14 protein-coding genes are annotated in these 17556 nt (G+C 74.8%); 4 read left to right on the top strand and 10 right to left on the bottom strand.

The genetic code is table 11. The features are described from left to right. The first annotated feature begins 45 nt into the window (after positions 1-45). Entirely contained in the window at positions 46-864 is an 819-nt protein-coding gene (locus tag AMK13_RS28605) for a hypothetical protein (protein ID WP_074004695.1), read from the top strand. 138 nt (positions 865-1002) lie between these two features. Here AMK13_RS28605 and der read toward each other — a convergent pair whose 3' ends face one another. The 3 genes from der to AMK13_RS28590 all read right to left on the bottom strand — a co-directional run bounded on the left by der (position 1003) and on the right by AMK13_RS28590 (position 4721). Continuing rightward, a complete protein-coding gene (gene der / locus AMK13_RS28600; protein WP_049658414.1) occupies positions 1003-2457 on the bottom strand; it encodes a ribosome biogenesis GTPase Der in 1455 nt (484 codons plus the stop codon). 239 nt (positions 2458-2696) lie between these two features. Then, a complete protein-coding gene (gene cmk / locus AMK13_RS28595; RefSeq protein WP_049658412.1) occupies positions 2697-3410 on the bottom strand; it encodes a (d)CMP kinase in 714 nt (237 codons plus the stop codon). A 225-nt stretch (positions 3411-3635) separates the two neighbouring features. Next, positions 3636-4721: a prephenate dehydrogenase gene (locus AMK13_RS28590; protein ID WP_049658411.1), complete on the bottom strand. Its 1086-nt coding sequence runs from the start codon at positions 4719-4721 to the stop codon at positions 3636-3638. Positions 4722-5057: 336 nt separating this feature from the next. Between AMK13_RS28590 and AMK13_RS28585 the strand changes: the two genes are divergently transcribed. From AMK13_RS28585 to AMK13_RS28575, 3 genes are read left to right on the top strand one after another with little or no spacing between them, the layout of a single operon-like run. Continuing rightward, positions 5058-7301, top strand: coding sequence for a mucoidy inhibitor MuiA family protein (locus tag AMK13_RS28585; protein ID WP_079272561.1), 2244 nt, complete (start codon positions 5058-5060; stop codon positions 7299-7301). A 3-nt stretch (positions 7302-7304) separates the two neighbouring features. Next, positions 7305-8870, top strand: coding sequence for a mucoidy inhibitor MuiA family protein (locus AMK13_RS28580; protein ID WP_074004694.1), 1566 nt, complete (start codon positions 7305-7307; stop codon positions 8868-8870). 55 nt (positions 8871-8925) lie between these two features. Beyond that, entirely contained in the window at positions 8926-9288 is a 363-nt protein-coding gene (locus AMK13_RS28575; protein WP_049659481.1) for a DUF952 domain-containing protein, read from the top strand. A gap of 18 nt (positions 9289-9306) precedes the next feature. On the opposite strand, the gene AMK13_RS28570 is transcribed toward AMK13_RS28575, so the two are convergent. The 7 genes from AMK13_RS28570 to ald all read right to left on the bottom strand — a co-directional run bounded on the left by AMK13_RS28570 (position 9307) and on the right by ald (position 17409). Further along, positions 9307-10314: a helix-turn-helix domain-containing protein gene (locus AMK13_RS28570; protein WP_049659479.1), complete on the bottom strand. Its 1008-nt coding sequence runs from the start codon at positions 10312-10314 to the stop codon at positions 9307-9309. Between the two features lie 335 nt (positions 10315-10649). Further along, positions 10650-12020 (bottom strand): pseudouridine synthase, encoded by a 1371-nt coding sequence (locus AMK13_RS28565; protein ID WP_074004693.1) that lies wholly within the window; start codon positions 12018-12020, stop codon positions 10650-10652. A gap of 62 nt (positions 12021-12082) precedes the next feature. After that, positions 12083-12676: an SMC-Scp complex subunit ScpB gene (scpB, locus tag AMK13_RS28560; RefSeq protein ID WP_234348713.1), complete on the bottom strand. Its 594-nt coding sequence runs from the start codon at positions 12674-12676 to the stop codon at positions 12083-12085. 242 nt (positions 12677-12918) lie between these two features. Then, positions 12919-13821, bottom strand: a complete 903-nt coding sequence (locus tag AMK13_RS28555) for a segregation and condensation protein A (RefSeq protein ID WP_079272559.1) — start codon at positions 13819-13821, stop codon at positions 12919-12921. A gap of 374 nt (positions 13822-14195) precedes the next feature. Beyond that, positions 14196-14759, bottom strand: a complete 564-nt coding sequence (locus tag AMK13_RS28550; RefSeq protein ID WP_074004691.1) for a hypothetical protein — start codon at positions 14757-14759, stop codon at positions 14196-14198. 41 nt (positions 14760-14800) lie between these two features. Continuing rightward, positions 14801-15868 carry a ParA family protein gene (locus tag AMK13_RS28545; protein ID WP_380716913.1) on the bottom strand — a complete coding sequence of 356 codons (1068 nt, stop codon included), beginning with the start codon at positions 15866-15868 and terminating at the stop codon, positions 14801-14803. A 425-nt stretch (positions 15869-16293) separates the two neighbouring features. After that, the gene (gene ald, locus AMK13_RS28540; RefSeq protein WP_049659955.1) at positions 16294-17409 is read right to left on the bottom strand and encodes an alanine dehydrogenase; all 1116 of its coding nucleotides are present in this window, start codon (positions 17407-17409) and stop codon (positions 16294-16296) included. Between the last annotated feature and the right edge of the window lie 147 nt (positions 17410-17556).

The following is a 17556-nucleotide window of genomic DNA, read 5'->3' as shown; positions in this document are numbered from 1 at the left end:
CCCCAGGGCCCGCATCCCCCGCCCCTCTCGCTCGTTGGCCCCTACGTGTACAGCTACGACGTCTCCGCGTCCCCCGGCCGGTCCGCCAGCGCCTCGCGCTCGATCCCGGGCATGCGCCCCTCGTACGACGCCGAGCACCCGCACTCCGCGACGCCGATCTACGACGAGCTGTACTCCGAGTACCGGCGCCTCTTCCGCGCCCTGCCCGGTGACCGCTCGAACGAGGAGGACCTGAAGTTCACCGGCTTCGCGGTCCGCGACAGCTACCCGCTGCACGGCGAGCAGCGCCCGTACCCGCCCCAGCAGCAGACCTTCCACACCCTCCCGGGCCAGACGCCGGGCCTCCCCCAGTTCATGCCGGGCTCCCAGCACCACGGCTCCGGCCCCACCGGCGGCCAGCAGCACAGCCACAGCGGGGGCCACACCGGCGCCCACGCCACTCCCCACAGCAACTCCCAGACCGGCAACCACACCGGCGGAGGCCACCCCGGCACGCACGCCGGAAGCCACACCGGCCGTCACACCAGCAGCGCCCACCCCGGCACCCACAGCACTGGCCACCACCACGGCCACCACCCCGAGTCCCCCACCGGCGACAGCCTCGGCCCCGCCGCCCCGGCCCCCGTCCAGGACCAACCCGCCGTCCCCGCCGCCCAGTTCACCGACGGTCAGGGCTGGGTCGCGGCCGGCTACCTGGGCGCGGCTCCGCACCCGATGCCGGTGCCCGCGCCCGCACCGCCGGCGCCGCCCGCGCCCTCCCCGGTGATGGGTACGGCCACCGGTCTCGCCCCCGCGCCGTCCAGCGGCGGCCGCCACCGCCAGATGCTCTCCCTCCCCCCGGGCCCCACCGTCGACCACCGCTGACACCCGGCCCGCACCCCGGACCGGCCCCGACCGGGAAACCCACCCCGGACACGCCGGAGGGCCCCGCCACCACCGTGGCGAGGCCCTCCGGCCGTCGGTCGGCGGACCGACCGGTCCTACCGACTGCTGCTGCTCCTACTACTTCTTCTTGCGCTTCTCCCGGACCCGCACCGAGATCGAGATCGGCGTCCCGACGAACCCGAACTCCTCGCGCAGCCGGCGCTCGATGAAGCGCCGGTAGCCGGCCTCCAGGAAGCCCGAGGCGAACAGCACGAAGCGCGGCGGACGGGTGCCCGCCTGGGTGCCGAACAGGACACGCGGCTGCTTGCCGCCGCGGATCGGGTGCGGGTGGGCGGCGACCAGCTCGCCGAGGAAGGCGTTCAGGCGCGCGGTCGGGATGCGGGTCTCCCAGCCCTCCAGCGCGGTCTCGATCGCCGGGACGAGCTTCTCCATGTGCCGGCCGGTCTTGGCCGAGACGTTGACCCGCGGGGCCCACTGCACCTGGACGAGGTCGCGCTCGATCTCGCGCTCCAGGTAGTAGCGGCGCTCCTCGTCGAGCTGGTCCCACTTGTTGTAGGCGACGACGACGGCGCGCCCGGCCTCGACGGCCATCGAGATGATCCGGGTGTCCTGCTCGGCGAGGGTCTCGCTGGCGTCGATCAGGACGACCGCGACCTCGGCCTTCTCCAGCGCGGAGGAGGTGCGCAGCGAGGCGTAGAAGTCGGCGCCGGCGGTCAGGTGGACCCGGCGGCGGATACCGGCGGTGTCCACGAACTTCCAGGTCTTGCCGCCGAGGTCGATCATCTCGTCGACCGGGTCGCGGGTGGTGCCGGCCAGCTCGTTGACGACGACCCGCTCCTCGCCGGCGACCTTGTTCAGCAGGCTGGACTTGCCGACGTTGGGCCGGCCGATCAGCGCGATGCGGCGCGGGCCGCCGGGGGCGGCGTCGCCGAAGGTCTGCGGCGGGGCCTCGGGCAGCGCGTCCATGACGGCGTCCAGCAGGTCGCCGGAGCCGCGGCCGTGCAGGGCGGAGACCGGGTACGGCTCGCCCAGGCCCAGCGACCACAGGTAGGCGGCCTCGGCCTCGGTGGAGGGGCCGTCGACCTTGTTGGCGCACAGGACGGTCGGCTTGCCGGCCCGGCGGATGATCTTGATCAGGGCCTCGTCGGTGTCGGTGGCGCCGACCTTGGCGTCCACCACGAACAGCACCGCGTCGGCCTGCTCGATGCCGAGCTCGGCCTGGGCGGCCACCATGGCGTCGATGCCGAGGACGTCGATCTCCCAGCCGCCGGTGTCGACCACCTTGAAGCGGCGGCCGTTCCAGCTGGCCTCGTACGTGACCCGGTCGCGGGTGACGCCCGGCTTGTCCTCGACGACGGCCTCGCGGCGGCCGATGATGCGGTTCACCAGGGTCGACTTGCCGACGTTCGGGCGGCCGACCACGGCCAGCACCGGCAGCCGGACGTGCGCGCCGCCGTCCTCGGCGTCGAAGCCGTCGAGGTCGATGCCCTCCTCGGCCGCGAGGGCCATGAACTCGGCGTAGTCGGCGGCGTCCAGCCCGCCGTGATCGGCGGTGTCGTGCTCTGCGGTCATGTTCGTCTGTTCCGTTTCCCGGCCCGGCCCTTCCCAGGGGCGTGCCGTGCGTACCTGCCCCGCTCGGGGCAGCGCGATGGTTTCCGCCGCGGCGCCTCGACGGCCCGCGGTTCGTTCAGTGGGTCGGACCGGCCTCCACGGCCGCTCCGGTACCCGGTCGATCAGCGCCGGTCCGACGTCCGGTCGGCCGATCAGCCGATCAGCCGATCAGTCGGTCGGACCATCGGCCGATCGGTCGGTCAGACCGACGACAGCCCGGCCCGCTCCTCCACCAGCCCGGCGATCCGGTCGATCACCTGCTCCAGGGTGAGCTCGCTGGTGTCCACCAGCACCGCGTCCGCGGCCTGGGCCAGCGGGGCCGTCTCCCGCGAGGAGTCGGCGGCGTCGCGGCGCGCGAGGTCGGCGGCCATCGCGGTGATGGTCGCCTCGTCCACGCCCTTGGCGCGCAGCTCGGCCGCCCGGCGCGCGGCCCGGGCCTCCACGGAGGCGGTCAGGAAGACCTTGACGGTGGCCTGCGGGAACACCACGGTCCCCATGTCCCGGCCCTCGGCGACGATGCCGCGCTCGGCGACCTCGGCGCAGCCGCGCTGCAAGTCCACCAGCCGGGACCGTACGGCCGGCACCGCGGACACGGCGCTGACCTTGGCGGTCACCTCGGGGCCGCGGATCGGGCCGGACACGTCCTGGCCGTCCACCGTGATGGTGGGGCCGTCGGCGTCCGTCCCCGACACGATGACGGGCTTGCCGCACGCGACGGCCACCGCCTCCGGGTCCTCGACGTCAACCTCGTTGACCAGCATCCACCAGGTCATCGCCCGGTACATGGCGCCGGTGTCCAGGAAACTCAGACCCAGCCGGGCGGCGACCGCCCGCGAGACGGTCGACTTGCCGGAGCCGGAAGGTCCGTCGATGGCGACGACGACCGGGGCGTGCGCTCGGTCGGCAGTGTCCACGGGCGAACCTCTCTCTGAGCATGGGAGCCGGAGCCTGGGCAGGCGGACGGCCGGGGATGTCTCCCTCAAGGTTAATGGACCGCCGCCGTGACCCGCTCCGCCGCCGGTCGGCCGACCTCCGGGCCCGGGACCAGGCCGAGACCAAGCCCGAAACCAGGCCCGACCGCCAGGCCCCTCCGACCCGCCCGGACCGGCCCCGCACCTCAGCCCCGCACGCCCCGCACCTCAGTCCCGTACGCTCCAGCCGCTCGCCCGCAGCGCCTTGGTCAGCCGCTTCACCGCCGTCGGCGCCACCGACAGCTGGACGAAGCCGACCTGCTGCCCGGTCGAATGCTCGATGACGACGTCCTCGATGTTGACCCCGGCCTCGCCGACCTCCCCGAACAGCCGGCCCAGCTCGCCCGGCTGGTCGCCCAGGACGACCGCCAGGGTCTCGTAGCGGGTGGGCGGCGCGCCGTGCTTGCCGGGGATGCGGGCCTGGCCGGTGTTGCCGCGCCGCATGACCGCCTCGATCCCGGCCGCGCCCACCCGGCGCTCGCCCTCCTCGTCGGCCTGCATGGCGCGCAGCGCGGTGACGGTCTCGCCGAGGTCGCGGGCGACCCCCTCCAGCACGTCGGCGACCGCGCCGGCGTTGGCGGAGAGGATGTCGACCCACATACCGGGGTTGGAGGCGGCGATCCTGGTGACGTCGCGCACGCCCTGGCCGGAGAGCCTTATGGCGGTCTCGTCGGCGTTCTCCAGGCGGGCCGCGACCAGCGAGGAGACCAGCTGCGGGGCGTGCGAGACCAGGGCGACCGCCCGGTCGTGCTCGGCGGCGTCCATCACGATCGGCACCGCGCCGCAGAGCGCGACCAGCTCCAGCGCGGCGTTGAGCGTCTCGGTGTCGGTGTCCGCGGTCGGGGTGAGCACCCAGGGGCGGCCCTCGAAGATGTCGGCGCGGGCGGCCAGCGGGCCGGAGCGCTCGCGGCCGGCCATCGGGTGACTACCGATGTAGTGGACGGTGTCGCAGCCGAGCTCGGCGACCTCGCTGCCCGGGCCGGCCTTCACGCTGGCGACGTCGGTGTACCAGTGGGCCAGGTTGCGGCGCTGGCAGTCGGCGAGCACCTTGCCGACCAGCGCGGGCGGCACGGCGATGATCGCCAGGTCCACCGGGCCGTCCACCGGGTCGGTGATGCCCGCGCCGAGCGACTCGGCGGTGCGGGCCGCGTCCGGGTCGGCGTCCTCCAGGTGGACGGTCAGCCCGCGAGCGGTCAGGGCGAGCGCGGCGGAGGTGCCGATCAGTCCGGTGCCGACGACGACGGCAGTGCGCATGGCGGGTCGCTCTCCTCATCACGATTCTCGACAGGTGCCGGAACCGTCCGGGAGCACCCGCGCCCCATCCTCCCTCATCCGCCCCGCCCAAGTCCCCACCCGCCACCCGGCAACCACGGGGGCGGCCCCGGCAGCTTCCGGCACCGGCAACCGCCACGCGCCCGCCCCCGTCCCACACAGTGCACGCGCCGCACCCGGAAATCCTGCGACGTCCGCCCCGAAGCCGGGCAGACTGGCCGCCCGGGAAAGGGGAAGGCACGGGCGAGCACCGCGGGAACAGCAGGACGGCACGACGAGCGCCACGCGGCGGGCGACACGCGAACGAAGGGGTTGCGCATGGACGATCAGCACAGCGGCCGGAGCGGGCAGTCGAAACCGCCGGCCGTACCGGCCCACCCGTCGGTCCTGGACTCCGTCGTCGTGTACGCCGAGGGCGCGGTGTGCCGCCGGCGGGCGACCGTCCCGGTCCCGCCCGGCGGACGGCTGCGGCTGACCGGCCTGCCCGCCGCCCTGGACGGCCGATCGCTGCGCGCCCGGGTGCTCGCCGGACCGGCCGGCGCCGCCGTCACCGAGGCCCGGTTGGAGCTGCTCGCCGAACTCCGTGAACCGGACGAACTCCCGGAACTGAAGCGGGACTTGGACGAGGCCAACGAGCGCCGCAGCGCGCTCGGCGAGCGCCTGCGGCTGGTCCAGGCCTCGGTCGCGGAGAGCGCCGCGCTGCGCGCCGTCCCCCCGCAGCGCCGACGCGACGAACCGCTGCGCCGCACGCCCGCCGACGCCTGGCTGGAGCTCGCCGACTTCGTCGAGGAGCGGCTGGCCCGGCTCCAGGAGCGCGCCGAGGAGCTCACCCGGCAGCTGGAACTCGCCGACCACGAGCGCGACCTGGCCGCCGACCGGCTGGAGCGGGCGTCCACCGCCGACCGGACCGAACCGGTCGGCACCAGCACCACCGTCCTGCTCACCCTCACCACCGCGAGCACTCACCCCGACCAGGACCAGGGCCACGAGCAGGACCAGGCCATGGAGCTGGAACTGGAGTACGGCGTCCCCGCCGCCCGCTGGGTCCCGGCCTACCGGCTGTCCTACCGGACCGGCGCCGACACGGCCCACCTGGTCCTGCGCGCCGCCGTCGCCCAGCGCACCGGCGAGGACTGGACGGGCGTGCGCCTCGCCCTGTCCACCGCCGACCTCGACCGCCGCACCGACCTGCCCCGGCTCGCCTCGCTGCGGATCGGCCGCAGCCAACCCGCCCCGCCGCCCTCCGGCTGGCGCGAGCCCCCGGCCGGCCTGGCCGACCTCTTCACCGGCTACGACGCGGCCGGCGCCGACCGACCCGCCCCGCGACGCGAGACCCCGATCGCGGTGTCGGCCGCCGTGGCGCCCCGCTCCGCCCGCCTCGGCGGCGTCCGTCCGGGCGGCTCCCGGGCCGAGGCCTTCGCGGCCGAGGAGCAGTTCGCCCCCACCGTCCCGTACGGCGGAGGCGGCCTGCTGAACGCCGACCAGCCGATGCCCGCGCCACCCGGTGCCCCGATCGAGCCGGGCGCCCCGATCGCCCCCGGCGGCTTCGCCGGCTACGGCGCCCCGCCGCCCACCCCTTACCCGGTCGCCGCCGCCGCGCCGCCGCCGCAGGGCCCGGGCGGCTTCCCGCCCGGGGAGGTCCGCCGCCGCGTCGGCCACGCCGCCCCGCCGCCACCCGGCCTCGCCCCGGACGCCACCCTGCTCGACTACCCCGACCTCGTCCTGGCCGGCCCCGAGGAGCCCGCCGCCCGGCGCGGCACCCTGCACCCCCGCCCCGAACGGACCGGCCACATCACACGGCCCGCACAGTTCGAGCGGTTCGAGTACGAGGAGCCCGCCTGGACAGCACCCGGCGGCAGCGGCACCGCGCAGCTCCGCACCCTCGCCCTCCCCCGGCACGCCGTCCCGCCCCGCGAGTCGGCCGGCTCCTTCGACCACCGCTTCGACGCCGCCGCCCCCGCCGACATCCCGTCCGACGGCACCTGGCACACCGTCACCGTCGGTGAGATCCCGCTCGCCGTCCGCCCCGAGTACGTCACCGTCCCCGCCGTCGAGGAGAAGGTGTACGCGACCCTGGTGCTCGCCAACCGCACCGACCAGGCCGTCCTGGCCGGCCCGGCCGAGGTCACCGTGGACGACGAGTTCCTGCTCACCGCCGCCCTGCCCACGCTGGCCCCCGGCGGCACCCGTCGGCTGGGCATCGGTGTCGCCGAGAGCATCGAGGTGGCGCGCCGCACCGAGCTGCACGAGTCCACCACCGGCATGCTGAAGGGCAACAGCACCGTCCTCGACCACCGGGTGCACGTCCAGCTGGCCAACCGGCTCGGACGCGCCGTCACGGTGGAGGTCCGCGAGCGGGTGCCGGTCGGCTCCGACGCCGAGATCCGGATCGAGGAGCGGGCCGACTGGCACGCCCCGACCGTCTCCACGCCGGACTGCCCGCCCAGCACCCGGCTCTGGCGGGTCGACCTGCCGCCGGGCGGACGCACCGAACTGGACGGCGGCTACCTGATCAAGATCCCGGCCGGAAAGGCCATCGTCGGCGGAAACCGGAGGAACTGAGCGATGACCGTCGAGACCCGTCCCCTCCCCGTCACCCTTCCCCTCCCCGTCACCGCCGTGACCTGCCTGGAGGACCGCGGCCAGGTCGAGCGCGGCACGACGGTCGCGCTCGCCGCGGGCGTGCAGCGGCTGCGCCTCGGCCCGCTCACCGCCCTCGCCGTCGACCGCACCCTGCGCGTCGAGTCCGGCACCGACGGCGTCCGGGTGCTGGAGTCCCGGCTGGTGCGCGGCTGGGCCCCGCGCGCCCCGCTGCCGCCCGGCCCGGAGGACTCCGACCTGCGCCACCGGCTGCACCGGCTGGACGCCGAGAGCCGGCTGGCCGACCAGGCCCGGGCCCGGCTGGAGGCCCGGCTGGCCCTGCTCGCCCAGCTCTCCGCGGACCTGCTGCGCGAGATCGGCGAGGCGGCCGGCCTCGGCGAGCTCGAACCCAACCGCTGGGCCCGGGAGCTCGACCGGGTGGACGCCGAGCGCGAGCGCTACGGCGAGGAGCTGCGCGCCACCCACTCTCGGCTGCGCCGCCTGGAGGAGGAGCGCTCGCAGGCCCTGACCGCCCTGGACGAGGCCGAGGAGGACCCGGCCGAGCTGACCGCCCACCTGGAGCTCACCGTCGAGGCGGCGCGGCCCGGCCCCGCCGAGCTGACCGTCTCCCACCTGGTGCCCTGCGCGCTGTGGCGGCCCTCCTACCGGGCGACCCTGGACGGCGGCGAGCTGCGCCTGGAGTCGGAGGCGGTGGTCTGGCAGCGCACCGGCGAGGACTGGACGAACGCCCGGCTCACCTTCTCCACCGCCCGCTCCGCCCTCGCCACCGCCCCGCCCGCGGTGGCCGAGGACGTCCTGGTGCTGCGCGAGCGCACCGACGAGGAGCGCCGCACGGTCGAGGTCGAGCTGCGCGAGGAGGCGGTCGCCGTCCTGGGCCCGGCCTCCCGGGTGCCGGGCGTGGACGACGGCGGCGAGGTCCGGGTGCTGCCCGCCCCCGCCCCCGCGACCGTGCCCTCCGACGGCCGCGCGCACCGGGTGCCGCTGGGCGCCTTCACCGGCCCGGCGGGCAGCGAGTACGCCTGCGCCCCGGAGCTGTCCCCGCTGGTCACCCAGGTGGTCCGGTTCCGCAACGCGGCCGGGCACCCGCTGCTGTCCGGCCCGGTCGAGCTGGTCCGCGGCAGCGGCTTCACCGGCCGCGGCGAGCTGCGCTTCACCGCCGCCGGTGCCGAGGCCGAGCTGTCCTTCGGCAGTTCGGACGGCTACCGGGTGGTGCGGGAGAGCGAGGAGCGCCAGGCCACCGCCGGCCTCACCGGCCGCCAGACCACCACCCGGACGGTCCGGCTGCACCTGTCCCGCTTCTCCGGCCCGGAGGAGCGCGACGAGCGGATCGTCACGGTGCGCGAGCGGGTGCCGGTCTCCGAGGTGTCGGCGGTCGAGGTGCGGTTGCGCAAGGAGGAGTGCTCCCCGGCGCCGGACTCCTTCGACGCCGAGGGGATCGTCCGCTGGGACGTCCCGCTCGCCCCCGGCGCCCGGCGCACCCTCACCCTGGTGTACGAGGTGTCCGCCTCCGCCAAGGTGGCCGGGCTCTGACCGCCGCGGGCGGCACCCCAGGACCAATCCGGAGACAACGGGTAGAAAAGGAACCATGATCCTCCACCTCGCCCCCCTGGACGACTGGCTGTCCGACCCCGGCCGCCCGTACGCCACCGCGTCGCTGCTCACCGACGGGTTCATTCACTGCTCGGCGGACGAGCGGACGGCGCTCGCGGTGGCCAACGCCTTCTTCTCCGACACCCCCGACCCGCTGATGGCGCTGCTGATCGAGGAGTCGCTGGTGGAGCCGATGGTGAAGTGGGAGGCCCCGCACGGCGCCCCGCCGCCGGGTGCCACTCCGGGCGTGCTGTTCCCGCACATCTACGGGCGGCTGAACCGCACCGCCGTGGTCGGCCTGGAGAAGGTCGAGCGCGGCCCGGACGGCCGCTGGGCCTCGCTCAGCCCCTGGAGCTGACGGGGCCTCCCGTCCCCGCTACAGCCACCCCCGCTCCCGGGCCGCCATCCCGGCCTGGAAGCGGGTGGTGGCGCCCAGCGAGCGCATCAGGCTCTGGAGGCGGCGCTGGGTGGTCCGGGCGCTCCAGCCGAGCGACCGGGCGATCGACTCGTCGGTGAGCCCGGCCGCCAGCAGGCCCAGCAGCTTGCGGTGGTCGGTCTCCGGCTCCGACCCGGCGTCCTCGGTGCCGACCGCCGCCTGGAGGCGGACGGCCCGCTCCCACTCCGCCTCGAACAGCGTGTCCAGCGCCTGGAGCAGTGCCGAGGGGTGGATCACGTACGCGGCGTCCAGCACGCTGTCGCCGACGCTGATCGGGATGATCGCCATCCGGTCGTCCGAAATGATCATCTTCATCGGCAGCGTCGGCCGGACCCGCGCCTCCTCACCGTCCTCGACGCCGACCAGGATGTTCTTCTCCAGCCGCCCCGGCCAGGCCACCGCCTCCCGGTCGTAGACCGTCCGGAACTTCACGCCCTCGCGCAGCCGCCGCCGCTGCAGGGTCAACGGCGCCACCGGGTCCTGGATGTACGGCGGGCGGTCGAAGCCGCGCACCTGGTACTGGCTGGTCTCGGTGATGTGCTCCAGCCGCTGGGCGATCGCCTCGCCGCCGGTCAGCACCTCCACCGAGTGCGCCGGGTCGGTGTACCGCGAGGCCTCCCGGAAGGCGTCCATCAGCCGGTGCATCTCGGCCCGGGCGTAGCGCAGCTCCGACTCCCGGTGGCCGATCAGGGTGCCGATCGCGACGTCCGGGGGGACGGGCAGGTAGCGGTGCCGGTCCACCGGCGCCCGGGTGGCCATGCCCTGCTGCGCCAACCGGTCCAGGGCCCGCACGCTCTGCTGGAACGTCAGCCCGCAGCTCTCCGCCAGCTCCTCCGCCGTGGACTGCGGGCTGGCCACCAGGGCCGCGTAGACCTGCCCGTCCGGCTCCGCCAGTCCCAGCGCGCCGAGGGCCTGTCCGCCGGCCCGCCCCAGTGCTGCATCGGACACGACGCCCTCTCCCCCTGCTCGCCCGTTTCCGTCGGCCGCTCCCGCCCCGACCCGCGCACCCCGTGCTGGCGCAGTCCCGCCACCGGGCGGGGCGGCGCTCCGGTGGCCATCCTCGGCCACGGATCATGGCGCTGACAAGGCCGTGACCAGCGGTTGCGTCCCGGCTCACACGACCCGTCCGAAACGTGGACATCCGCCCCCGGACATCCCCACAGCACATCCGCACCGGGCGTCCGCGCACGGACGCCCGCACGCCGACCCGACCCCGCCGCGGGAACGCCGGAGCCCCCGGCCGCAGCACGTGCGACCGGGGGCTCCGGTGGAGCGGACGGGGCCTACAGGCCGACCTCGCGCATCAGCTGGCCGACCTCCGGGTTGGTCAGGCGGCGCAGCCAGCCCGACTTCTGGTCGCCCAGGGCGATCGGGCCGAAGTGGGTGCGCACCAGCTTCTCGACCGGGAAGCCGGCCTCGGCCAGCATCCGGCGGACGATGTGCTTGCGGCCCTCGTGCAGGGTCACCTCGACCATGTAGTTCTTGCCGATGTTGGAGATGACCTTGAAGCTGTCGGCGCGCGCGTAGCCGTCCTCCAGCTCCACGCCCTGGGCCAGCCGCTTGCCCAGGTCGCGCGGGATCGGGCCCTGGATCGCGGCCAGGTAGGTCTTGGTCACGCCGTAGCGCGGGTGGGTGAGGCGGTGGGCCAGCTCACCGTGGTTGGTGAGCAGGATGATGCCCTCGGTCTCGGTGTCCAGGCGGCCGACGTGGAACAGCCGGGTCTCCCGGTTGGTCACGTAGTCGCCCAGGCACTGGCGGCCGTCCGGGTCCTCCATGGTGGAGACCACGCCGGCCGGCTTGTTCAGCGCGAAGAACAGGTACGACTGGGTGGCGACGGTCAGGCCGTCCACCTTGATCTCGTCGTTCTGCGGGTCGACCCGCTTGCCCTGCTCGGTGACGCGCTTGCCGTTGACCTCGACCCGGCCCTGCTCGATCAGCTCCTCGCAGGCGCGGCGGCTGCCGATGCCGGCCCGGGCCAGCACCTTCTGGAGGCGCTCGCCCTCGGGCTCGCCGAAGGTCTTGGGCAGCTTGACGGCCGGCTTGTCGTGCCGGGCGAGGACGGCGTCCTCGATCTTGGCCTGGAGCTCGCGGGAGCGCTGCGGCTGACGGCGCGGGTCGCCCGGGGCGCCCTGGCCCTCACGGCGCGGGCGCGGGGCCGGGCTGGGGCGCCGGCCGGCGTAGCCGCCGCGGGCCGGGGTGGCGTTGGGGCCGCCGCCGTACTCGGGGCGGTCGTACCGGCGCTCCTCGGGCCGCAGCGGGCGGTCCGGGTAGCGGCGGTCGTCCCGACGGTCGTCCCGACGGCGGTCGTCGCGCCGGTCGTCACGGCCGAACGAGCCGCCGCGCGAACCCGCGCTCGAACCCGAGCCCGAACCGCCACGGCCGCCCCCGTACGAGGAGCCGCCACCGCTGCCGCCGCCGTACGAGCCGCCGCGCGAACCCGCGCTCGAACCCGAGCCCGAACCGCCACGGCCGCCCCCGTACGAGGAGCCGCCACCGCTGCCGCCGTACGAACCCCCGCGCGAGCCCGAGCCGCCGCGGCTACCGCCGCCGCCGCTGCCGCTGCCGTAGGAGGAGCCGCCGCCCCGGCCCCCGCCCTGTCCGCCGCGACCGCTACCGCCGCCGCTGCTGTTCCTGCCGTTGCCACTGCTACGCATCAAAGTGTCCGTACGTCGTTCCGTCTGGGATGTGCGGTCGTTTCGGCCGACCTCACCGCCCCCTACCGATCGGGCCCGGCCCGACCGGCCTCGCCACTGCCGTCCGCGGCCTGCGCGGCAGCGGCGGCGACCGCCTCCGCGATCATCGTGCCCTCCAGGGACTCCGCTTCCACGTCGTCGACCTCGGGCAGGAAGGGAGCGAGCTCCGGCAGCTCGTCCAGGCCGCGGAGCCCCATCCGTTCCAGGAAGTAGTTCGTCGTCCGATACAGGATCGCACCTGTTTCGGGCTCGGATCCGGCCTCTTCCACCAGTCCTCGCTGTACCAGGGTACGCATCACGCCGTCACAGTTCACACCACGGACGGCGGAAACCCGGGATCTGGACACCGGCTGCCGGTAGGCGATCACCGCCAGGGTCTCCAGTGCGGCCTGGCTGAGCCGGGCCTGCCGGCCGTCCAGGAGGAAGCGGTCGACGGCCGCGGAACAGGTGTCCCGGCTGTAGAACCGCCAGCCGCCCGCGACCAGCCGCAGGTCGAAACCGCGGCCCTGGGCCGTGTACTCGGCGGACAGCTCGCGCAGCGCGGCCGCCACCTCGGCCCGGGGCCGCTCCAGCACCCCGGCCAGCCGCTCCTCCGCCACCGGCTCGTCGACGACCATCAGCACGGCCTCCAGGTCGGCCCGCAGCCCGGCGTCGGCGGGCCCCTCGGCACCGGAGGCCGGCGGGGCCGACTTCTGGTGCACGACGACCGCCCCGGCCGGCTCCACCGGCCCGACCGGCCCCGCGGGCTCCACCGGGTCCGGCAGCAGCGCGAAGGCCGGCTCCAGCCACTCCTCGGCCCTCGGCCGCCCCGGCATCCCCAGCGGGCGCCGCACCGGCCGCCCGCCCTCGTCCCGTCCGCTCATCGCCGCCGACCCTCCTCGACCCCGCCGTCTCCACCGGCCTCACCGGCCGGCCGGTCGAACTCGTCCGTCACCTCGACCGCGCTCCGCCCCTCCTCGGCCACCCAGCGCACCAGCAGCTCCCCGAGCGCCTCCGGCTGCTCGAAGGCGAGCACCCGCTCCCGGTACAGCTCCAGCAGCGCCAGGAAGCGGGCGACCACCACCAGGTCGTCCGGCGCGTCCTCCACCAGTCGCCGGAACGAGGCCTCGCCCAGCTCGGTGAGCAGCCCCACCACCAGGGAGGCCTGCTCCCGCACGCTCACCGGCGGGGTGTGGATGTGGTCCACATACACGACCGGCGCGGGCCTGGGCTCCATCGCCCTGGCCGCCAGCTCGGCCAGCCGCCGCGGCCCGATGCCGAGGACGACCTCCGGCAGCAGCTCCGCGTGCCGGGGCTCCAGGGCGGCGGTCCGGGGCCGGCGCAGCAGCTCGGCCGCCCAGCGTTCGCCGAACAGCGCCGCCGCCCGCTTGTACGCCCGGTACTGGAGCAGCCGCGCGAACAGCAGGTCACGGGCCTCCAGCAGGGCCAGGTCGGCCTCGTCCTCGACCTCCGCCACCGGGAGCAGCCGGGCGGCCTTGAGGTCGAGCAGGGTGGCGGCCACCACCAGGAACTCGGTCGCCGCGTCCAGGTCCCAGTCGGGGCCCATCGCCCGGATGTGCGCCATGAACTCGTCGGTCACGGTGGCCAGCGCCACCTCGGTGACGTCCATCCGGTGCTTGGCGATCAGGCTGAGCAGCAGGTCGAAGGGGCCCTCGAAGTTGTCCAGCCGTACCCGGAAGCCGCCCCGCGACTCGTTCTCGGTCGCGCTCGCGGCGGTGGTGCTAGCGGTGACGGTGGCGGCTGGTCCGGCGGTTCTGGGCATGACGGTCCATCTTCACCCGTCCCCGCCTCCGGTCCGGCCCCGGGGCCGACCGACACGCCGTGCCACCCGCGCCCCGGACCGGCGCCCGCCCGGCGCTCCGCCGGCGCTCACCGGCCCGTACGAGCCCCTCCGCACGCACCCGTCCCGTCGAACAGGCCACGGTGGGTCCCCCGGGCCCCGGGAACGCCCCTGCGGCGCCCGACACGGCCCTCCGGCACCCGGGACGTCGCCTGCCCTCCGGCCCGCGTCCCGCGGGCCTCCTGCCGCCCTTGCGGCGCCCTGCGGCGCCCGACACGGCTCCGGCGGCCTCCCCACGCCGGGCCCGCGGCCCCCCTCGACGCCCGGCGCAACCGCCGGCCGCCCTTCCGCGCCGCCTACCGGCCGCGCAGCCGCCGTACCAGGATCGAGGCCTCGCCCCGCTGCTCCAGGTCCGCCAGGACGACCGCGATGGCCTCCCGGACGATCCGCCCGCGGTCCACGGCCAGGCCGTGCTCGCCGCGCAGCACCAGCCGGGCGTGCTCCAGGTCCATGAGCTCCTCGGCGGACACGTACACCGTGATCTTCTCGTCGTGCCGCTCGCGCCCGCTGGGCCGGCGCGGCGCGCGGCCGCGCGGCCGGGCACGGCCGGCGGCACCGGACGGCTCCTCGGCGGCGCCCTGGTGGGTGCGGGCCGCCGGGGCGGCACTCCGGCCGCCCTGGACGGCCTGCCCGGCCGCGGCGACGCCTGCGGCGGGCCCGACGCCCGCTCCGGACCGCTGCGCGGGCGCCGGCACCGAGGCGCCCGCCTGCTGCTCCGGCGTCACCTGCCGGTCGTCCTGGGCGCCCTGGGCGGCCTCGGTGCCCTCGGCGCCGTCCGGTCGGCCGTTGACGGTCCGCGCGGTCTCCGGTCTGGATGCCTCGGCGGCCGGACGCGGCGCGAGGGAGGGCGACAGCGCCATCCCTCCCGTGGTCCGGAACAGCTCGTCGGCACCCGGGAGACTCACTCGGCGGGGCGGCACCGGTCGAGCACCTCCCTGGCGAGCTGGCGGTAGGCGGCGGCACCGACCGAGTTGGTCGCGTACGTCGTGATGGGCTCGCCGGCGACGGTGGTCTCCGGGAAGCGCACGGTCCGCCCGATGACGGTGTGGAAGACGTGCTCGCCGAACGCCTCGACGACGCGTGCCAGCACCTCGCGGCTGTGCACGGTGCGCGAGTCGTACATGGTGGCCAGGATGCCGTCCAGGCGCAGGTCGGGGTTGAGCCGCTCGCAGACCTTCTCGATGGTCTCGGTCAGCAGCGCGACACCGCGCAGCGCGAAGAACTCGCACTCCAGCGGGACGATCACGCTGTGAGCGGCCGTCAGCGCATTGACCGTCAGCAGGCCCAGCGAGGGCTGGCAGTCGATGATGACGTAGTCGTAGTCGGGCAGCAGCGGCTTCAGGGCGCGCGCCAGCGCGGACTCCCGGGCCACCTCGCTGACCAGCTGCACCTCGGCGGCGGAGAGGTCGATGTTGGACGGCAGCAGGTCCATCCCCGGGACCGCCGTCTTCAGCAGCACCTCGTCGGCCGTCAGGCCCCGCTCCATGAGCAGGTTGTAGACGGTGACGTCGAGCTCCATCGGGTTGACGCCGAGGCCGACCGAGAGCGCGCCCTGCGGGTCGAAGTCGACGAGCAGCACCCGGCGGCCGTACTCGGCCAGCGCCGCGCCCAGGTTGATGGTCGACGTGGTCTTGCCGACGCCGCCCTTCTGGTTGCACATGGCGATGATCTGGGCGGGGCCGTGCTCGGCGACCGGCGCGGGGATCGGGAAGTACGGCAGCGGACGGCCGGTCGGGCCGACCCGCTCGCGGCGCTGGCGCGCGGCGTCGGGGGCCAGCGTGGCGGCGTACTCCGGGTCCGGCTCGTACTCGGCGTCCGGGTCGTCGTAGGCGCCGTAGGCGAACTCGCCGTAGGCCAGGCCGTAGGCCGCCAAGTCGGCGTCGTAATCGGTCACCGTGGTCACCTGTGCTGTGTTCTGGCGTGCTTCGAAAGTACGGAGTGCGACCGAGCCGACCTCGGCCGAGCCCACGGAGGGCTGCCGGGCCCCGGGCTCCTCACTCGGCTGGCCGGCGGTGAGCGCCGCCAGTCCTGGCTGACCACCCCCGGGAGCAATTGTCGACTCATTCACAAGTCGTCTTACCTCCTTGGGCATCCAGGACTCTATGTCGATTCGTCAGCGTGGCAGCATGCCGACGGTTTGCGACTCTAGGCCGTTCAAGGCGTTCGCAGCAACACAATCCACGGTAGTGGGCAGGATGTGTCGACTATCGAGCGGGCTGCTGTCAAGGGATGAGCGGGTCACCGGCCCCAACGTTTCTGCGGGCGGGTGACGTGACCGACAGATATTGACGACAGAGCGACCTACCCGATCCACCCGCCGTTCACGGGCACGGCGAAGCCCCCGGCCCGAAGGGATCGGGTCGGGGGCGAACGACCGCCGGGCGGTCAGGGGGTTCAGGCGAGCACGCTCTCCAGGGAGACCGACTCCAGGCCGAAGGCCTCGGCCACGGCCGGGAAGGTGATCTGGCCCTCGTGCACGTTCAGGCCCTTGGCGAGCGCGGCGTCGCGGCGCAGCGCGTCCTTCCAGCCGCGGTTGGCCAGCTCCAGCACGTACGGCATGGTGGCGTTGGTCAGCGCGTAGGTGGAGGTGTTCGGGACGGCGCCCGGCATGTTGGCCACGCAGTAGAAGACCGAGTTGTGGACCTTGAAGGTCGGGTCGTCGTGCGTGGTGGCGTGCGAGTCCTCGAAGCAGCCGCCCTGGTCGATGGCGATGTCGACGAGCACGGAGCCCGGCTTCATGCGGGAGACCAGCTCGTTGGTGACCAGCTTCGGGGCCTTGGCGCCCGGGATCAGCACGGCGCCGACCACCAGGTCGGCCTCCAGGACGGCCTTCTCCAGCTCGAAGGAGTTCGAGACGATGGTCTTGACCTTGGTGCCGAAGATGCGGTCGGCCTCGCGCAGCTTGTTGATGTCGCGGTCCAGCAGGGTCACCTCGTAACCCATGCCGACGGCGATGGTGGCCGCGTGCCAGCCGGAGACGCCGCCACCGATGACGACGGCCTTGGCCGGGTGGGTGCCGGGCACGCCACCCGGCAGGGTGCCGCGGCCGCCGGCCGGACGCATCAGGTGGTACGAGCCGACCTGCGGGGCCAGGCGGCCCGCGACCTCGGACATCGGGGCGAGCAGCGGCAGCGCGCCGTTCGACAGCTGCACGGTCTCGTACGCGATGGCGGTGGTGCCCGAGGCGATCAGCGCGTCGGTGCCGGCCCGGTCGGCCGCCAGGTGGAGGTACGTGAAGAGGGTCTGGCCCTTGCGCAGCCGGTGGTACTCGGAGGCGATGGGCTCCTTGACCTTCAGCAGCAGGTCGGCGGTGGCCCACACCTCGTCGGCGGTGGGGAGGATGGTGGCGCCGGCGGCCACGTACTCCTCGTTCGGGATCGAGGAGCCGACACCGGCGTTGTCCTCGATGTAGACCTCGTGTCCGTTGCGGACCAGCTCATGCACGCCGGCGGGCGTGATGGCCACGCGGTACTCGTGGTTCTTGACCTCGCGGGGGATGCCGACCTTCACGGCTAAACACGTCCTCTTGCCATGGGGGTCCCGACCGGAGAAGACCGGTGGGCGACGCGCACGTGGGGAAGCCTCCGGGACAGCCCGGGGCCGGGATCGCTGCGCGACTGAGTTCGAGTGTAATGAAGCCCAGGCGGCGTGTCAGCC

It is taken from the genome of Streptomyces sp. CB02056, from assembly GCF_001905545.1.
Lineage (GTDB): Bacteria > Actinomycetota > Actinomycetes > Streptomycetales > Streptomycetaceae > Kitasatospora.
This window is presented reverse-complemented; position numbering and strand designations above follow the sequence as displayed.

Excerpts from the sequence above, each read along its gene's own strand:
- der (WP_049658414.1), bottom strand. The coding sequence starts at position 2,457 with ATGACCGCAGAGCACGACACCGCCGATCACGGCGGGCTGGACGCCGCC.
- AMK13_RS28590 (WP_049658411.1), bottom strand. The coding sequence starts at position 4,721 with ATGCGCACTGCCGTCGTCGTCGGCACCGGACTGATCGGCACCTCCGCC.
- AMK13_RS28585 (WP_079272561.1), top strand. The coding sequence starts at position 5,058 with ATGGACGATCAGCACAGCGGCCGGAGCGGGCAGTCGAAACCGCCGGCC.
- AMK13_RS28580 (WP_074004694.1), top strand. The coding sequence starts at position 7,305 with ATGACCGTCGAGACCCGTCCCCTCCCCGTCACCCTTCCCCTCCCCGTC.
- AMK13_RS28575 (WP_049659481.1), top strand. The coding sequence starts at position 8,926 with ATGATCCTCCACCTCGCCCCCCTGGACGACTGGCTGTCCGACCCCGGC.
- AMK13_RS28565 (WP_074004693.1), bottom strand. The coding sequence starts at position 12,020 with ATGCGTAGCAGTGGCAACGGCAGGAACAGCAGCGGCGGCGGTAGCGGT.
- scpB (WP_234348713.1), bottom strand. The coding sequence starts at position 12,676 with ATGGTCGTCGACGAGCCGGTGGCGGAGGAGCGGCTGGCCGGGGTGCTG.
- AMK13_RS28555 (WP_079272559.1), bottom strand. The coding sequence starts at position 13,821 with ATGCCCAGAACCGCCGGACCAGCCGCCACCGTCACCGCTAGCACCACC.
- AMK13_RS28550 (WP_074004691.1), bottom strand. The coding sequence starts at position 14,759 with ATGGCGCTGTCGCCCTCCCTCGCGCCGCGTCCGGCCGCCGAGGCATCC.